Source organism: Victivallis vadensis (genome assembly GCF_003096415.1).
In the GTDB taxonomy this organism is placed as follows: Bacteria; Verrucomicrobiota; Lentisphaeria; order Victivallales; family Victivallaceae; genus Victivallis; species Victivallis vadensis.
In genome coordinates, this window is record NZ_QEKH01000004.1 from 148,694 (window position 1) to 166,159 (window position 17,466).

Annotated in this window: 15 protein-coding genes; 3 read left to right on the forward strand and 12 right to left on the reverse strand. The window is 63.1% G+C overall.

Annotated features, from left to right (window positions below; translation table 11 throughout):
- Positions 1 to 2: 2 nt before the first annotated feature.
- The 4 genes from C8D82_RS03940 to C8D82_RS03955 are packed head-to-tail and all read right to left on the reverse strand — an operon-like array spanning position 3 to position 4,585.
- The gene (locus tag C8D82_RS03940; protein ID WP_116882970.1) at positions 3 to 1,457 is read right to left on the reverse strand and encodes an oxidoreductase; all 1,455 of its coding nucleotides are present in this window, start codon (positions 1,455 to 1,457) and stop codon (positions 3 to 5) included.
- Between the two features lie 2 nt (positions 1,458 to 1,459).
- Complete coding sequence (locus C8D82_RS03945; RefSeq protein WP_116882971.1) at positions 1,460 to 1,984, reverse strand: helix-turn-helix domain-containing protein; 525 nt, start codon at positions 1,982 to 1,984, stop codon at positions 1,460 to 1,462.
- Entirely contained in the window at positions 1,971 to 3,830 is a 1,860-nt protein-coding gene (locus tag C8D82_RS03950) for an FAD-binding protein (RefSeq protein ID WP_116882972.1), read from the reverse strand. The genes C8D82_RS03945 and C8D82_RS03950 overlap by 14 nt, the downstream gene beginning before the upstream one ends.
- A complete protein-coding gene (locus tag C8D82_RS03955; RefSeq protein WP_116882973.1) occupies positions 3,827 to 4,585 on the reverse strand; it encodes a 3-ketoacyl-ACP reductase in 759 nt (252 codons plus the stop codon). The genes C8D82_RS03950 and C8D82_RS03955 overlap by 4 nt, the downstream gene beginning before the upstream one ends.
- Positions 4,586 to 4,790: 205 nt before the next feature.
- Between C8D82_RS03955 and C8D82_RS03960 the strand changes: the two genes are divergently transcribed.
- Complete coding sequence (locus C8D82_RS03960) at positions 4,791 to 5,099, forward strand: DUF4491 family protein (RefSeq protein WP_116882974.1); 309 nt, start codon at positions 4,791 to 4,793, stop codon at positions 5,097 to 5,099.
- 33 nt (positions 5,100 to 5,132) lie between these two features.
- On the opposite strand, the gene rfbD is transcribed toward C8D82_RS03960, so the two are convergent.
- The 4 genes from rfbD to rfbB are packed head-to-tail and all read right to left on the reverse strand — an operon-like array spanning position 5,133 to position 8,485.
- On the reverse strand, positions 5,133 to 5,981 hold the full coding sequence (rfbD, locus tag C8D82_RS03965) for a dTDP-4-dehydrorhamnose reductase (RefSeq protein WP_116882975.1): 849 nt from the start codon (positions 5,979 to 5,981) through the stop codon (positions 5,133 to 5,135).
- 4 nt (positions 5,982 to 5,985) lie between these two features.
- Positions 5,986 to 6,540 (reverse strand): dTDP-4-dehydrorhamnose 3,5-epimerase, encoded by a 555-nt coding sequence (rfbC, locus tag C8D82_RS03970; protein ID WP_116882976.1) that lies wholly within the window; start codon positions 6,538 to 6,540, stop codon positions 5,986 to 5,988.
- A complete protein-coding gene (rfbA, locus tag C8D82_RS03975; protein WP_116882977.1) occupies positions 6,537 to 7,412 on the reverse strand; it encodes a glucose-1-phosphate thymidylyltransferase RfbA in 876 nt (291 codons plus the stop codon). Before rfbA ends, rfbC begins: the two co-directional genes overlap by 4 nt.
- The gene (rfbB, locus tag C8D82_RS03980; RefSeq protein ID WP_116882978.1) at positions 7,409 to 8,485 is read right to left on the reverse strand and encodes a dTDP-glucose 4,6-dehydratase; all 1,077 of its coding nucleotides are present in this window, start codon (positions 8,483 to 8,485) and stop codon (positions 7,409 to 7,411) included. Before rfbB ends, rfbA begins: the two co-directional genes overlap by 4 nt.
- Before the next feature lie 282 nt (positions 8,486 to 8,767).
- Here rfbB and C8D82_RS03985 point away from each other — a divergent pair, with 282 nt between their 5' ends.
- Together C8D82_RS03985 and C8D82_RS03990 are read left to right on the forward strand one after the other, a co-directional pair.
- Positions 8,768 to 9,088, forward strand: a complete 321-nt coding sequence (locus tag C8D82_RS03985; protein ID WP_116883000.1) for an MGMT family protein — start codon at positions 8,768 to 8,770, stop codon at positions 9,086 to 9,088.
- A gap of 18 nt (positions 9,089 to 9,106) precedes the next feature.
- Complete coding sequence (locus tag C8D82_RS03990; RefSeq protein WP_116882979.1) at positions 9,107 to 11,728, forward strand: glycoside hydrolase family 9 protein; 2,622 nt, start codon at positions 9,107 to 9,109, stop codon at positions 11,726 to 11,728.
- A gap of 681 nt (positions 11,729 to 12,409) precedes the next feature.
- Here C8D82_RS03990 and C8D82_RS03995 read toward each other — a convergent pair.
- Genes C8D82_RS03995 through C8D82_RS04010 form a run of 4 tightly spaced genes read right to left on the reverse strand, consistent with a single transcriptional unit; the run spans position 12,410 to position 17,462 of the window.
- A complete protein-coding gene (locus C8D82_RS03995; RefSeq protein ID WP_116882980.1) occupies positions 12,410 to 13,978 on the reverse strand; it encodes a sigma-54 interaction domain-containing protein in 1,569 nt (522 codons plus the stop codon).
- A 21-nt stretch (positions 13,979 to 13,999) separates the two neighbouring features.
- On the reverse strand, positions 14,000 to 15,235 hold the full coding sequence (locus C8D82_RS04000) for an LL-diaminopimelate aminotransferase (protein WP_116882981.1): 1,236 nt from the start codon (positions 15,233 to 15,235) through the stop codon (positions 14,000 to 14,002).
- A gap of 5 nt (positions 15,236 to 15,240) precedes the next feature.
- Positions 15,241 to 16,071, reverse strand: a complete 831-nt coding sequence (gene dapF, locus C8D82_RS04005) for a diaminopimelate epimerase (RefSeq protein WP_116882982.1) — start codon at positions 16,069 to 16,071, stop codon at positions 15,241 to 15,243.
- Positions 16,072 to 16,073: 2 nt separating this feature from the next.
- On the reverse strand, positions 16,074 to 17,462 hold the full coding sequence (locus C8D82_RS04010) for a glutamate synthase subunit beta (protein ID WP_116882983.1): 1,389 nt from the start codon (positions 17,460 to 17,462) through the stop codon (positions 16,074 to 16,076).
- Positions 17,463 to 17,466 lie beyond the last annotated feature (4 nt).

The following is a 17,466-nucleotide window of genomic DNA, read 5'->3' on the forward strand; positions in this document are numbered from 1 at the left end:
GATCAGCTTTCGCGGATCTTGCGCTTGACCTCTTTGACCCGCTCGCATTCCGGGCGGCACTTGTAGAACTCGTCAAGCGGATAGCAGCCCGAAACCATGCCGCTGCGCGGCGCGGTCGTGCAATCTCCGAACGTGCGGCAGATGCGGCGGCAGTTCAGCGGGCATCCGGCGAGGGTATCCGCCGGAAGCTCCGGATAGGCGAGCACCATGCGGCCGATGCCGACGAAGTCGGTTTTTCCGGCGCGCACGGCGGCCTGCCCGACCTGCGTCAGATACTCCTGCAAACAGGTGTAACCGGCTCCGATGAAGAGCATTCCGGTATTCTCAAAATGTTTCTTCAATTGTGCGACCGCGTTGATCTGGCGGGCCGCGCCGATGATCGGCTCCTCCGGCGGCAGGTAACCGTCCGAAACCGGATAATAGGCAGGACGCTGGAAGTGCGGATTGTAGTAGGGACTGCAGATGGTCGTGCAGATCAGCTCCACGCCGAGCGACCGCGCCAGTTCGAGGAACCGGATCGGTTCGGTCAGGTCGCAGCCGAGGCCGGTGCCGTCGCCGCCGAAGGCATACTTGTAGTTGCCGACGCCGATTCCGTTGCGCTCCATCGGCTTGCCGACCTTGTCCGCGCCTTTTTCAAACGGCAGGCAGTCGAAGATCGAAAACCGCATCCCCAGATCGATTCCGGGAACTTCGCGCTTGATCCCCTCGACGATTTCGCGGAAGAAGCGGGTCCGGTTTTCAAAGCTCCCGCCGTATTCGCCCGGACGGGTGAAGGCGCTCAGAAACTCATGGCCGAGATAACCGTGCGCCATCTTGATGTCCACGAAGTCGAAGCCGGCCTCTTTCGCAAGTCCGGCCGCCTCGATGAAGTGGCGGACGATGTTTTTGACTTCGGCGTCGGAAACCACGTTTGCGGCGGAGTTGTGAAACTTCTCGTCGAGCAGCGGATGTTCGTAGGCGGTCACCGATTCGAGCTTCGCGTCGTCGTGCGGATGGCTGTAGCGGCCGGAGTGGGTCAACTGCAAGCCGATATAGAGATCGTCGGCGGTGCCGAACTTTTCGGCGTGCAACTTGACCATGTCCTTGCGCAACTGTGCGAGCAGCGGCATGGTCGCGGGGGTGATCATCAGCTGGCGGGTGTTGCTGCGGCCGGACTCCATCACCGCGCACGCTTCGCAGCCGAAAAGCAGTTTCGCGCCGCTCGCGGCGAAGTTGAGCCAGCGCCGCCGGGTCAGTTCGGAGGGGGCGCCGTCGGGCAGGCAGTCCCACCCCTCCATCGGCAGGATGCACCAGCGGTTGCCGATCCTGCGGCCGTGGTATTCGACCGGCTGTGCGAGCGGCGATTCGGGCGCGGCCAGAATCGCGTCGTCGAGTTCGAGGTCGAGATTGATCTCCCGCAGGTGGCTGCAGAAACTTTCAGTGGTTTTAAACGAGGGAATGCGCGGATAATCTGCCATGGTCAGAACCTCTTTTCTTTTCGGATATGTAAAATAAGCAATTCACAGTCTTCAAGTGCCAGATAGGTGTGTTCGAGCAGCGCGTCGAACTGCAGCGACTGCCCGGCGGCAAGTTCGTGCCGTTCCGAGGGCAGCGTGATTTCGAGCGCGCCGGAGAGCACCCAGCACAATTCATAATCGTCGCGGTGGATCTTCGGCCGCGACACCCGCGAGCCTTTCGGGGCGCTTCCGTGCAGACAGCGGATATTCTTGTAGTTGATCTCCTGAAAGGTGAATTCCTCCGAACGGTGTTCGGTCGCGTGCAGCGGATGCGCGAGCCGCGCTTCCGCGAGGCTGAGCAGCTCCGCCGCCGTGATGCCGAATACGCGCGCCAGCCGGTACAGCGTATCCAGTTCGGCGCGGGTCTGGTTGCGCTCCAGTTTGGAGATCACCGACGCCGACACGCCGCTGCCCGCCGATACGTCGGCGATGCTCAACTGCGCCTTTTTGCGCAGGTCGCGCAGGATGGAGAAGTCAAACAGCTCCATACACCTCTCCGGTGCGGTACTCCTTCCAGACCGTCTCGAACCAGCCGTCCGGGTTCGGCACCGGGCGGCACGGCGTCCAGCGCAGCCGCAGGCCGGAGGCCGAATATTCGGTTTCGAGCACGTGCTTGCGGTAGGCGGGATTTTCCGGGATCAGTTTTCCCTCCTTGTCCAGCACCGCCGCCGAGCCGCGCGAACCGGCCCCGGTGGAGACCTGGAACGCAATCGATTCGAGGTAGATCCAGTGCGCGAACGCGAGCTGGAAGTTGGTAATCGCATGATCCGCGTCGGCGGCGGGATAGCCGTCGCGCTCCATCGCCTCGACCAGCTTGCGCGCGTCGTCCGCCGCCTGTTCGAGCCGGTCCGCCGGACGCAGGTGGCCGCCGTAGACGGTCATGCGTTCCTGCAGCTCCCGGCGGTCTTTGCGCCAGTCGCGCGTGCCGCTGAGCCGCCGCCTGAGATCGGCCAGCAGTTTTTCGGCCTGCCGTTCCGCAACCGCGAGGTCGAGGGTGGAAGTCCGGCAGCGCCCGGCGATATATTCGGCAGCGCGGGTGCCGCCGACCTGCCCGGCGTTCAGCGCGGTGCCGCCGGGGCGGCAGACGCCGTGCGAGCCGTTCACCTCGCCGACCGGAAACAGATGCTTCAGGTTCGGGGATTCATACCAGACGTTTCCGGCGAGACCGCCGTTGTTGTGCTGGGCGCAGACCGCAATTTCCAGCGGTTCGACGGCAAGATCGATGTTGTGGTCGCGATAGAGCTCGATCGCGCCCGGATTCATCTTTTCGAGCCGTTCCAGCGGCGTGCCGAAGCAGGCGCCGGATTTCTCCAGATACGTGCGCGCCTCATCGGAAAGCGCCGCGAAATCCAACCCTTCGGTGTTGGCGCGGAAATCGAGCCAGACCCGCCGCCCCTTCTTGACGGTCTCCTCGTGAACCAGCAGGTCGATGACCGAAGAGCCGTCCGGCACCTTGCGCACGTCGAACGGCCACTGGTAGCCCTTCAGGAAGATCATCGAATTCATCTCCCCGGCGGTTTTGAAATGGTCGCGCAGGAATTCGCGCTCGTCGGAGCCGTCCGGCGCGGTCGACACGAAGCGCGGCAGCACCTGCATATAGGTCCCCGAAACATTCCAGCGGAACTTGACGGAAGCCAGCCCGAACTGCGACTCCGGCAGTCCCTGCGCCAGCGCCCCCGCCTTCAGCGCCAGCCCGATCGCGCCGAAGTGGCCGACCGGATAGACGCTCGACGCATACAGCCCGCCGGGGCCGCCCACCGCGAATACGGTGTTTTCCGCGAAGATCGTTTCAAATTCGCCGGTCTCCCTGTTCAGCGCGATCGCCCCCGCCGCGCGGTTGCCGACCGTAATCAGCTCGGCGACATTGCGCTTTTCGGCGATTTCGACTCCGGCGGCCCTGACCGCCCGGATCAGCGCGAGGCACATCTCTCTGGAGGTGTACGGGCCGCAGCTGGTCGCGCGCCGCTTCGGGTCGTGGTCGGTCTTGTAGCCGATGTACTGCCCGTAGCCGTCGCACGGAAACGGCACGCCGAGGTTCACGAGGTTCATGAAGCAGCGCACCGACAGCGCCGCCTCGACCAGCGCCACGTCGCCGTGCGCCGAACCGCCCTCAAAGAGCGTCTGCGCCAGCTGGACCGGCGAATCCGGCTCCGCGCCGTAGATGCCGAGTTTGTAGTAGGTCTGCTTGTCGCTGCCGGTGTTGATCGAAGTGCCGCGGTTCAGCCCTTCGGAGAGCAGCAGCACATCGTCCACGCCGAGCGACTTGAGCCGGAGCGCCGCCGCGAGTCCCGCCGCGCCGGAGCCGATCACCAGTGTGTTGACCGTCCGTTTCACAGCCGCCCGATCTCCATGCCGCCGTCCACCTTGATCACCTGTCCGGTCGAATAGGCGAGGTCGCCGCGCAACAGCATCGCAACCGCCTTGCCGATATCCTCCGGGAAGCCCCAGCGCGGCTGCAGCGTCAGCCCGTCGGCGATCAGCTTATCGTATTTTTCCTTGACCACGCTGGTCATGTCGCTGGAGATCACGCCGGGACGGATCTCGTAGACCGGCACGCCGAATTCGGCCATCTTGACCGCAAACAGCTTGGTCGCCATCGCGACGCCTGCCTTGGAGAGGCAGTATTCGCCGCGGCTGATCGACGCGACGGTCGCCGAAATGCTGCCGACGTTGACGATGACGCCCTGAATATGGTTTTCCGCGAAATAGCGGCCTACGCGCTGGGTCAGGAAAAAGGGGCCTTTAAGGTTGATGTTCATCACCCGGTCGAAACTCTCCTCGCTCATTTCGAGCAGATCGCAGCGGACCTGCGGCGCAACCCCGGCGTTGTTGACCAGCGCTTCGAGCGAACCGAACATCTCAAGAATGGCGTAAAGCAGCTTTTCGCGGTCTTCGGCCTTCGACACGTCGGCCTGCACGTAGAGCGCCTTCACGTTGTACTTCGCCTCGATCCCGGCACAGTGGGCGGCGAACTCCTCCGCCGGCTTGCGCCCGCAGAAGGCGACGTTCCACCCCTCCGCGGCGAGTCTGTCGACGATCCCGGCTCCGATTCCCCGGCCGCCGCCGGTCACCAACGCTGTTTTTGCCATGCTCTGATCTCCTTAAAAAATTAGAAATAAAATTTCCCGGACGTTAAATTTTGATTTAATATATAGTGTCAGGGAAAATAATCAAGGAAATTTTCACAAAAAAGTATCGGCAAAAAAAACGATTCCTCCTCCGGTACGGTTTGACAAAAACGCAACCGGCAATAAGTTATGTATGGAGGAATCAATCGCAAAGGAGAAATGAACCATGAATTTCAACGGAGTCGTAATCGGCCTGGCCAGTTTTCTGATCATCGGGATTTTCCATCCGATCGTGATCAAGGGCGAATTTTATTTCGGAGTGCGGATCTGGCGGGCATTCCTGCTGGCCGGAATCGTGACGCTCGCCGCGTCGCTGCTTTGCGCGAATACAATCGCTTCCGCATTGCTCGGCGTACTCTCCTTCACCTGCTTCTGGAGCATTCTGGAAATCTTCGAGCAGCGCGAACGGGTCGCAAAGGGCTGGTTTCCCGCCGGTCCCTCCCACCGGCGGCACACCGGCTCCCCGGAACAATAATTCACGCCGTGGATTACCCATACGGCCGGTATGTCAGAGTGAAAACTCGGACTGCATGAATTCTGCCAGTACCTGCCGCCACTCCGGCATCGGCGGAAGGTGATGAAGACGCAGCATCATCTTGTCGAGCCGTGAGTTGGCGGGACGGCGCGCCGGGCGGGGAAACTCCGCGGTGGCGCACGGCGTCACCTTCTGCTTCTTCCCGGCCAGCCGGAAGATTTCACAGGCGAACTCATACCAGCTCGCCTCCCCCTCGCAGGTCAGGTGCCAGGTGCCGGAAAGCTCCGGGTGTTCCAGCAGAATGGCCAGATGCCCCGCCAGCGCATCCGCTCCGGTCGGGTTGCCGAACTGGTCGGCAACCACCTTCAGCTCCGGCCGGCTGCCGTCCGCCAGCGCCATCATCGTATGCACGAAGCTCGGACCGCCCGCCCCGTAAAGCCAGGAGGTCCGGGCGATCACATGGTCCGGACAGGTCTGCCGGATCAGTTCTTCCCCCGCAAATTTGCTCCGGCCGTAGACGGTTCCGGGGATCGGCGTATCGAACTCATGGCAGGGGCGGTCCAGCTCCCCGCCGAATACGTAATCGGTGGAAATCGCGATCAGCCTCACCTCGTGGCGACGGCAGGCGGCGGCGACGTTGCCCGTACCGGCGGCATTGACCCGGTAGGCGGCTTCGGACTCCGTCTCGCAGCGGTCGACGGCGGTGAAGGCCGCGCAATGCACCACCGCATCGGGGCGAAGCTCCCCGACCAGCCGGTCGAACCCCGCCGCATCGGTGATGTCCGCTTCCGCACGGCCGGCGGCGATCACCTCGTGCTTTTTCCACGCGCGGCAGAGCGTGCGCCCCAACATTCCTTTTCCGCCGGTGACCAGAATCCGCATAAACTCAGTACTCCTCAAACAATTCCGCGTCTTTAAACAGTACGCCGCGCCGGTCTCTGGGGGAGAGTTTCACCGTCTCCGGCGGCAATCGCCAGTCGATTCCCAGCGCGGGATCGTCGAAACGGATGCACCGCTCGGAGGCCGGACAGTAAAAATTGTCGCACTTATAGACGAACACCGCCTCCGGCGAAAGCACCGCAAAACCGTGCGCCATTCCGCGCGGAAGGAACAACTGCCGTTTGCTCTCCCCGGAAAGTTCGATCGCCACGTGTTTTCCGAACGTCGGCGATCCGAGCCGGATGTCCACCACCACGTCGAGCACCCTCCCGGAAACCACCCGGACCAGCTTCGCTTGCGTATAGGGTGGAATCTGATAGTGCAGCCCCCGCAGCACGCCGCCGGTCGAAAACGATTCGTTGTCCTGAATAAACCGTGCATCGATTCCGGCTCCGGCAAACAGGTCCTTGCGGTACGCCTCAAAAAAATATCCCCGGGAATCCCCGAACAGCCGGGGTTCGATCACCTTCACTCCCGCGATCGCGGTCTCCAGAAACTTCATTGCGCGCCTTCCCCCACGCGGCGCTCCAGATAGCGGCCGTACTCCGTTTTCCGCAGCATCGCGGAACGTTCCAATACCTGTGCCGTGGTCATCCAGCCGTTCATCCACGCGATCTCCTCCAGGCACGCGACCTGCAGGCCCTGCCGCTTTTCGATGGTGCGGATGAAATCCCCGGCTTCCATCAGCGAATCGTGCGTGCCGGTATCCAGCCACGCGTAGCCGCGGCCCAGCCGTTCCACCCGAAGCTCGCCGCGTTCCAGATAAGCGCAGTTCACGGCGGTGATCTCCAGCTCGCCCCGGGCCGACGGCGTGATTCCGGCGGCGATGTCGAGCACGGAATTGTCGTAGAAATAAAGCCCGGTCACCGCGTAGCTGGACTTCGGAACGGCCGGCTTCTCCTCGATGGAAAGCGCCCTCCCCTCCGCATCGAACTCGATCACGCCGAAACGCTCCGGGTCGCACACGTAATAACCGAAAATCGTGGCTCCCGAACTCCGGGAAGCCGCCTGCCGCACCATCTGTTCAAGGTGTGCGCCGTAGAAGATATTGTCCCCCAGCACCAGAGCGACCGAATCCGCACCGATGAACTCCCGGCCGATCAGGAACGCCTGCGCGATTCCGTCCGGCGACGGCTGAACTTCGTAGCTGAGGTTCAGCCCGAACCGCGAGCCGTCCCCCAGCAGCCGGATAAAGGCCGCCTGATCCTCCGGCGTGGTGATCACCAGAATATCCCGGATACCCGCCTGCATCAGCACGCTGAGCGGATAGTAAATCATCGGCTTGTCGTACACCGGCAGGAGCTGTTTGGAAACTCCGAGCGTCACCGGATGCAGCCGCGAACCGGCGCCGCCGGCCAGCACGATCCCTTTCATCGTCCACCTCCCAATCCGAGCCGTTCGAGGCGGCAGGAGCCGTCCAGCACCCGGCGGCACCATCCCGCTCTCTCCGCCAGATACCATTCGACGGTCTTGCGCAGGCCGCTTTCAAAGCTCTCCCTCGGCGTCCAGCCGAGTTCGCGCTGAATCTTGGCGGCGTCGATCGCATACCGCAGGTCGTGGCCGGGCCGGTCCGCCACGAACACGACCTGTTCGCGGCGGGAACGGCCGTCGCGCCGGGGGCTCAGCTCATCGAGCAGGCCGCACAGCGTGTGAACCACCTGCAGATTGCTCTTTGTGTTATGCCCGCCGATGTTGTAGGTTTCGCCGGGAACGCCCCGGGTCACGGCCAGATGCAGCGCCCGCGCGTGATCCTCCACATAGAGCCAGTCGCGGACCTGCGCGCCGTCGCCGTAAACCGGCAGCGGCTTGTCATCGAGCGCACTCAGGATCATCAGCGGGATCAGCTTTTCCGGGAACTGGCGCGGGCCGTAATTATTGGAACAGTTGGTCACCAGCGTCGGCATCCCGAACGTCCGGAACCATGCGCGCACCAGATGGTCGCTTGAGGCTTTGCTGGCCGAATACGGCGACGAGGGCATATAGGGGGTATCCTCGCGGAAGAATCCATCGGAATCCTTCAGGTCGCCGAACACCTCGTCGGTCGAAATATGGTGGAAACGGAACCGCTCCCGCGCCCCGGCGGGCAGCCCGCTCCAATAGTTCCGGGCGGCCTCCAGCAGCGTATAGGTTCCGACGATATTGGTCCGGATGAAATCGCCGGGCGCGTCGATCGAACGGTCGACGTGGGATTCGGCGGCGAGGTGCATCACCGCATCCGGCCGGAACTCACTGAAAATCCGGTCCAGTTCCGCCCGGTCGCAGATGTCGGCCCGTTCAAACCGGAACCGGTCCGAACCGGAAACCTCCGCCAGCGATTCGAGGTTGCCCGCGTAAGTCAATTTGTCGACCACGCAGACCCGTTCCGCCGTCTCGCGGATCAGATACCGGACCAGTGCGGAGCCGATGAATCCGGCGCCACCGGTCACCAGAATATTTCTGCCGTCCATCCGTCAACCCCTGTCGTTATGTTTTCATCATACCGTTGACAAAAATAGCCCGGCTTGCCCTGAAATACAAGCGCCGGGCATAAACTTTCCCCGGCAATTCGTTCTTCTCCGGCGCTTCCGGCCGGTCACGGCGGCATATCCGGTTCGCATAACAATATCACTTCTCCCGGCGAATTTCCTGTTACACAATATTCTTTTCTGGAATTTCCACTGGAATAAAATCCATAAAAATAAAGTCTCATGCTTGATATCATCCGCCGGTGCACCTATATTCTCTGCATGATGAACAACACGATACGCCCGGAAGAGGTATACGAGCTGGTCGAAGCCATTCCCGCCGGTTTTGTCGCGACCTACGGACAGCTGGCGTTCCTGCTGGAGCGGCCGCGCCAGTCCCGGATGGTGGGGCGGGCGCTGAGCCATGTTCCGCCCGGTCTTTCGCTGCCCTGCCACCGGGTGGTCAATCACGCGGGGCGGACCGCTCCGGGCTGGACCGAACAGCGGGCGCTGCTGGAGGCGGAGGGAATTCCTTTCCGGCGTAACGGCTGCGTCGACCTCGACCGCTGCCTGTGGAACCCGTTTGACGATGAAAATTCCAATTAACCGGACTCTGATGTGATCATGAGAAAGATCCGCTGTTTTCTGTTTTTGTTCCTGTGGTCCGCGGTTCCGTTTTTTTCCATCGCCGCCGGAGACCCGATCCGGGAGGCCCGGCCGGAAGAGCCGGCCCGGATCGATTGGAAACGCGGCGAGCTCCAACTGTTTCCGCTGACTGCGCAATATATCGTCGTGGCCGGCGACTACACCGACATGCTGGATTCCCAGCTGCTCCAGAGCTACGGCAAACGCCTTATGCAAGTGGAAAAAGCCTTTTCCGCCGGCAGGCTCAAACCGTGGGCGTTCGAGTTCCGGTACAATTTCGCGGCGCAGGAGATCAGCGGCCGCTACCATCCCCAGTTGCGGAACCGCTTTGAAAACAAGGACTTTTTCCATATCTCCGTCGACGGACACCCCGAAGCCGTCGCCGCCAACGGGTACTGGCTGAACGCGATCGGTCTCTGGCGGGTTCCCCGTGCCGGAAGGCGCGACCACTATCGCGTCCAGGCCGCGGAACTGATTCACTTCGCCTACCTGAAACTGGCGGAACCGCTGAAAAACGGCCAGATCCTGACGGTGACGACCGGCGACGGCAACCAGGCTCAACTGAAATACGACGACGCGACGACCCTTTCGCGCGCGATCAAGGTGAATCAGGAGGGATATTCTACCGAAGCGGGAGAAAAGTACGCCTATCTCGGGATGTGGCTCGGCACTCTGGGCGAACTTCCGGCGGAGGAGTTCAACGGCAGGGAGTTCCGGATCTGCCGGAGCTCCGACGGTTCGGTCGTCCACACCGGAAAAATCGCGCTGCGCAGCCGGGAGCAGTTCCACCGGCACAACCAGAACCGCTACCGGCTCAACGGCGAAACCGTAATGGAGCTGGATTTCTCCGATTTCAACACGCCCGGCGATTACTTCATCTCAATCCCCGGCGTCGGCCGGTCATGGGAATTCAAGCTTGCTCCGACCGCGTTCGACCGCGCTTTTTACGTGCAGATGCGCGGCCTTTTCCACCAGCGCAGCGGAATCGAAAAGAGCGCCGCCCTCACCGGCTGGCCGATGCCCGCCCGGCAGAAAGGCTCCTGGCGCGGCGGCTTCGCGCCGAACGACCAGCACTACAACGCCCAAAGCGGCTGCTTCCGCGATTCCGCCGGAAAGGCGATCACGGTCCGCCCCTTCGATATGATCCGGGCCACCGCCACCGAGGAGTTCCTGCCCGAAGTCTACGGCGGCTGGTGGGATGCCGGGGATTTCGACCGCCGCACCTACCATTTTCAGATCATCGAGGACCTGACCTCCGTTTATCTGATGTTTCCGGAGAATTTCAGCGACGGGCAGCTCGACCTCCCCGAATCCGGCAACGGCATACCCGACATTCTCGACGAAGCGGCCTGGGGAGCCGACGTCTGGCGGCGCGCCCAGAATGCCGCGGGCGGCGTCGGCTGCTGGCTGGAAGCGGTTTCGCATCCCCAGCGCACCGATCCCTTCAACGATCCGCCGCGCTACTATCTGGCGCTTCCCACCCGCGAAAGTTCGCTCGAATACGCCGCCTATGCCGCCAAGCTCGCGTTCGCGCTGAAGAGGGCCGGGGCACTGGAGAAGGCCCGGCTGTTCCACGACTCCGCCGCACGGGCGTTCCGCTACGCGCTGGAACCCGCCAACCGGCAGAAAAAGGAGTTCACTCTTCCGAAGGTCGGCAAGGTGACCTATCAGGAGCCGGAGGAGCTGCCCCGCGACCTGATCTACAAGGCGGCATTCAACCTCTACGCCTTCGACGACAGCTGTGAAGAGTATCAGGCCTATCTCGGCAAGGAGAATTTCAACGCCGCGCTGCGGAGCTGCTTCGACAACCGCCGCAGTCCGTATTTCCTGTCCGAATTGATGGCCTCTCCCCGACTTGCCTTCATCAAAGCCGCCCAGTACCGGAAACGCGCAGTGGAGGAAGCGGGGAAGCTGCTGAAAACCCAGCAGGAGCTCGCCTACCGCAATGTACACTGGCCGCTGGGGCACGGCTTCTTCCTGTTCATGCGCTGGGGGGCTTCGCTGCCGTTCCAGAAAGGGCGGGCGCTGGTCGCCGCATGGAGCGCCTCCGGGGAGAAACGGTATCGCGACGCGCTGTTTCTGCTCGGCGACTGGATGCTCGGAGCCAACCCGATGGGACGGAGCCTGACCACCGGACTCGGCAAAGTCTATCCGGTGCGCCTGCTGTCCCATCCGCAATGGCTGATCGAGGAGACGGTGCCCGATCCGATTCCCGGACTGACGCCCTACACCTATGCCGGTCCCGGCTCGGCCGCGGCGCGCGAAATGATCTATCTGCTGCAGTACCGGCCCCGCAAGGATTTCGATTACCCCGGCGTTCAGGTCTCGCTGATGCCGCACGCACTCTCCGACCGGCAGGACCTGACGCCGCAGCAGGCCCGCCCGTTGCTGGACCCGTATATTCCGCTGTGGCGGAATTTCGCGAATCTGGAAGGCTTCGACGTTGCCGCCAACGAGTTCACGGTCTGGGAAACCATCAGCCCCGCCGCCGCCGGCTTCGGGGTCCTGATCGAACCCGGCATGAAGCCGGACCCGGCATGGAAAAAGGTTCAGCCGCAGAAGGATATCAAAAAGATTCCGGGCCGTCTTTTTCTGCCGTAACCCTCCGGGTCGCACGGGCGGACAGTACAGTCAGGCAAAGGTTGGCCTCCAAGACCATTTACGCGGGCGGCAAGGTGCCGCTGCCGGATGCGCACGCCAATGCCCCTACGGGGGGCGTGCGACCAAGCACAGGCAAGGCATTGGTCGGTCTGCATAACCACTTACGCGGCGCACAAATAAAGCCGCAATACCCTTTACGCGGCGCACAACAAGCGCGGCAAGCGCCGCGAACGAATGTGAGGGCATTATTTTGCAACAGCAAAATAACGAGGAACGGTAGTGACGAAGCCGAACGCAGTGAGCGAAGCCCCCCTGGCGTAGCCCGCAACGCGGGCGATGAAGGGTTGGCTGCCGCAGGCGGACAAGTAAGCGGCGAAGCCGCGCCCGCGAGCGGAAGTGCTCCGCAACCGGACCGGCCTCCGCCACCGGCGAGGGGCTCCGGGGGACGTGCGCGGCGTCCCCCGGAGCCATCCGCAGGCCGGAGGTGCGGTGCTCACTACCCTCCGGGCGCCATGCCTGTTATTGAGCTCGAAAGTTGTTACCCTCCGGGCGCCATGCCTGTTATTGCGGCAATGCAAAGTCGAAGATAAAACTCACGCGCGACTTGGAGTGCGGAGATGAATCTCCGCACTCCAAAGACGCTTCGCGTCGCAGGAGCAAGCCCAAAGGCCCCCGTCAGGTTCATCCGGCAAAGTCGCCGTCGGAATGCTCCTGCTGCTGATACCATTCGGGGGTGATGCCGAGACGGCCGATCTTGTAGTGGATCACGCGCGGAGAGAGGTCGAGGTCGCGGGCGGCGGCGGACATATTGCCGAGATTGCGCTTCAACGCCTCCACGATCAATTCGCGCTCGTAGGAGTCCACCAGCGTGTTGAAGGAGGCTTTGCCCTCCGGCAGCAGGTCGGAACCGGATTCCTTGCCGGTCTGCAGCGACGGCGGCAGGTTGTAACCGTGGATGCAGTCGTCGGTGGCGGTCAGCACGGCGCGCTCGATGCAGTTTTCCAGCTCGCGCACATTGCCGGGCCAGTGGTAGCTCATCAGCATGTTGATCGCGGGGGTGGAGAGCCGCTTCACATGCTTGCCGTACCGGACGTTCAGCTTTTCGATGAAGTGTTCGGCCAGCAGGATGATGTCGCAGCGGCGCTTGCACAGATCCGGCATCACGATCGGGAAGATGTTCAGCCGGTAGTAAAGGTCCTCGCGGAACTTCTTCTGCCGCATCAGCTCTTCGAGGTTGCGACTGGTCGCGGCGAGGAAGCGGACGTTCGATTTCAACTCCTGATTGCTGCCGATCCGCGAAAAGGTGCGCTCCTGAATGAAGCGCAGCAGCTTCACCTGCGTCTGCAGCGTCAGGTCGCCGATCTCGTCGAGAAAGAGGGTGCCGCCGTCGGCGGCTTCGGCGCGGCCGATCCGGCGGCTGGTCGCCCCGGTGAATGCGCCTTTTTCGTGGCCGAAGAGTTCACTTTCGACCAGATTCTCCGGCAGCGCGGCGCAGTTCAGCGCCACAAACGGTTTTGCGCTGCGCCCCGAAAGCTGCACGATCGCGCGCGCCACCAGCTCCTTGCCGGTGCCGGAACCGCCCCGGATCAGCACGGTCGCGTCGGAGGGGGCGACCTGCCGGATCAGCCCGTAGATGTTCTGCATGGTGCGGCAGTTGCCGATCAGCTCGCCGGGGTTTTCGTTGAGCATTTTGCGCAGCTTGCGGTTTTCCTCGAGCAGGTCCTCGCGCTCCTCGTGCTCCCGGCGGCAGACTTCGACCGCGTCGGCCACGATGTTGCCGATGGTTTCGAGCAGCGCCATGTCGCGCTCAAGATCGGTTTCCGGTTCGATCCGGCGGTCGATGCTCAAAGTGCCGATCACCCGCTCCATGTGATAGACCGGCACGCAGATGAATGCGACCGGATGGTCGTACTTGCGGGTCCTGGTGCGGTTCAGGAACCGGGCGTCCTTCGCGATGTCCGGCACCAGCTCCGGCCTGCCGGTCTGGGCGACGCGGCCGGTGATCCCCTCGCCGAGGTGATACAGCCCGCGCTGCATCCCGCTCTCGTCAAGGCCGTGGGAGGCTTCAATCTTCAGCGTGTCGCCGTGAAGCAAGGTGATCGTGCCGCGCAGCATCCCCATGCGCCGGTCGAGCACGGCGAGGATTTCGTTCAGCAGGTCGTCGACGTTGCGCTGATGGTGGACCACCGCGTAACTGATTTCCTGCAGAACGGTGATTTCGGGACTCAATTCATGTTTCTTCTGCGGCATCGTTCCATATCCTGCTGTTCTTCAGCCCAAGTTCGCGTTGCGGATCCGTTCGACCGCCTCCCGGGTCCGGTTGCGGTCGCCGAAGGCAGTCAGCCGGAAATATCCCTCGCCGCCGGGGCCGAAGCCCACGCCGGGCGTGCCGACCACCTGACAGGTGTTTAATAATTTATCCGCAAAACTCATGGAGTCAAGCCCGGCGGGCAGCTTCCACCAGATATACGGCGCATTTTTCCCGCCGAACACCCGGTAACCGGCCGCCTCCAGCCCGTCGCGGATAATCGCGGCGTTCTCCATATAGTAGTCGATCACCTCGCGGGTCTGGCGCATTCCGCCGGGCGTGTAGACCGCTTCCGCGCCGCGCTGCACGATGTAGGAGACGCCGTTGAACTTGGTGCACTGACGGCGCAGCCACAGCGCATTCACGCTCTGCGGCACTCCCCGGTCATCGCGCCGCTTCAACTCTTTCGGCACCACGGTGAACGCGCACCGCACTCCGGTGAATCCGGCGGTCTTGGAGAAGGATTTGAATTCGATCGCAACCTCCCGCGCTCCCGGAATCTCGTAGATGCTGCGCACCACGCCCGCCTCGCGGATATAGGCGCTGTAGGCGCTGTCGTACAGGATCACCGCCTCATGCTCTTTCGCGTAGGCGACCCAGCGGGCCAGTTCTTCGCGCGGCAGAACAGTGCCGGTCGGGTTGTTCGGACTGCACAGATAGATCAGATCCACCGGTTCCCGCGGAAACGCGGGGGCGAATCCGCTCTCCTCCGTGCCGGTCAGGTAGGTGATCCCGGCGAAGCGGCCGGACGGCCCGAATCCGCCGGAACGCCCGGCCATCACGTTGCTGTCGAGGTAGACCGGGTAGACCGGATCGCCGATCGCGACGCGGGCGTCGGAGCTGAAAATCTCCTGAATGTTGCCGACGTCGCACTTGGAGCCGTCGCTGACGAACACCTCGTCGGCAGCGACTTCGACGCCCAGCGGCGCATATTCGTTGGCGATGATCGCTTCGATCAGGAAATCATAGCCCTGTTCCGGGCCGTAGCCGCGGAAGGTTTCGGCGCTGCCCATTTCGCCGACCGCGCGGTGCATCGCGTCGATCACCGCCGGAACCAGCGGGCGGGTCACGTCGCCGATTCCAAGCCGGATGATGTCCGCTTCCGGATGGGCGGCCTTGTAAGCGTCGGTTTTGCGCTTCATTTCGGCAAACAGATAGCTGCCGGGGAGTTTCAGGTAATTGGAATTGATACGGGCCATCGGGATCACCTCGTTTCGGTATACTGCCCCCGGAACACCTCGCAGGCGGGGCCGGTCATATAGACATGATTGTCGTTCAGCGAATAATCGATCTGGAGTTCGCCGCCGTCGAGCAGCACGGTGATGCAGCGGGCGGTGCGGCCGGTGACCACGCCCGCCACACAGGTCGCGCAGCTGCCGGTGCCGCAGGCGAGCGTGACGCCGCAGCCGCGTTCCCACACGCGCATTCGCACCATCCGGTCGCTGATCACCTCGACGAACTCCACGTTGGTCTTGTTGGGGAACAGCGCATGGCACTCCACCTGCGGCCCCCACTTTTCCAGCTCGACCGCGTTGATGTCCGGCACGAAGATCACCGCGTGCGGATTGCCCATCGACACGCCGACGGCGGAGAACTGCCGCCCCGGCAGTTCGATCGCGAGATTTTCGGCGCCGGAAGCGGGATCGCCCGCGACCGGGATCTCGCCGCGCAGCAGATGCGGTTCGCCCATGTCGACGCGCACCGAACCGTTGTCCAGCACCTTCGGACGGACGATTCCTCCACGGGTGTGCAGTTCAAATTCACTGCCGGCGGCGAGTTTGTTTTTGCGGATGTACAGCCCGACGCAGCGGGTCGCGTTGCCGCACATTTCGGTTTCGGTGCCGTCGGAGTTGTAGATGCGCATTTCAAAGGCGCTGCCGCCGAGGGGACGGACGGTCACCACGCCGTCCGCGCCGATTCCGAAATGGCGGTCACACAGATGCTCCGCGCTCCCCCGGAAATCGAAGCCGGGATTCTTCTCCGGTTCAACGATCACGAAATCGTTGCCCAGCCCGTGCCACTTGGAAAATTGCATGGTCAGTTTCCTCCGTGAAATGCGTCATTCACCCGGTGCGCCGTCCGTTTGCCGTCCGCCAGCGCCCGCACCACCAGCGATGCGCCGTTCGCGGTGTCGCCGCAGCAGAAGATGCGGCGCGCCGGGTCCTCCAGCACCCTGCCGCGCGGATCGACCGCGAGGCCCAGTTCGGCGGCGACGCCGTCGGGCCGAACGCCGGTGAATCCCATCGCCAGCAGCACGAGGTCCGCCTCGATCCGCCGCTCCGAACCGGGAATTTCGGCGAATTTGAGGGGTCTTCCGGCGGGGCTGAACTCCCACTCGACTTCGACGGTTTCGAGTGCGGTCACATGGCCGCGCTCACCGGCAAAGGCTCTGGTCGAAATGTTCCACCGCCGTTCGCCGCCCTCCTTGTGGCTGGAGCTGGTGCGCAGCACATAAGGCCACATCGGCCACGGCGTCGAAGGCGAACGCTCCGCCGGCGGTTTCGGCATGATCTCGATCTGCAGCACGCTCGCCGCCCCCTGCCGGATCGACGTGCCGACGCAGTCGCTGCCGGTGTCGCCGCCGCCGATCACCACCACGCGCTTGCCGGCCGCAACGACCGGGACGGTGGCGAGTTCGCCGCCGACCACCCGGTTCTGGCCCTGCAGAAATTCCAGTGCGAAATGAATTCCCGCCAGTTCGCGCCCCGGCAGTTTCAGGTCACGCGCCTCGGGCGTGCCGACCGCCAGCACCACCGCGTCGGAGCGCCGGGCCAGATAGGCCGCCGACACATCCTCGCCGACACGGGTGCCGCACACAAATTCGATGCCGGACTGTTTCATCAGTTCAATACGGCGTTCGATCACCTTTTTGTCGAGCTTGAAGTCAGGAATCCCGTAGCGGAGCAGTCCGCCCGGCGCGGCGTTCGCCTCGAACACCGTCACCAGCCAGCCGAGCCGGTTCAGTTCGTCCGCCGCCGCCAGCCCGGCGGGGCCGGAGCCGATCACGGTCGCGCGCCTGCCGTTGCGGCGAGGCGGAGTGAACGGCTTCACCCAGCCGTTCTGATAGGCCTTTTCGACGATCGCCTTTTCGATCTGGCGGACCATCACCGGCTCATCGTCGATGCCGTCGGTGCAGGAGCCTTCGCAGAGCGCCGGGCAGACGCGGCTGGTGAACTCAGGGAAACTGCTGGTCGAGGAGAGGATCTCCCACGCCCCGCGCCAGTCGCCGGAACACGCCGCCGCGTTGAATTCCGGAATCACGTTCCCGAGCGGACACCCCGCGCCGTGGCAGAACGGAATGCCGCACCCCATGCAGCGGGCGGCCTGTTCGTGAAGTTCGGCGCACGACAACGGGCGCTCGACCTCCCTGAAGTCCCGGCGGCGCTGTTCGGCCGGGCGGTAGATATCGTCTATTCTGTGAGTCATGATG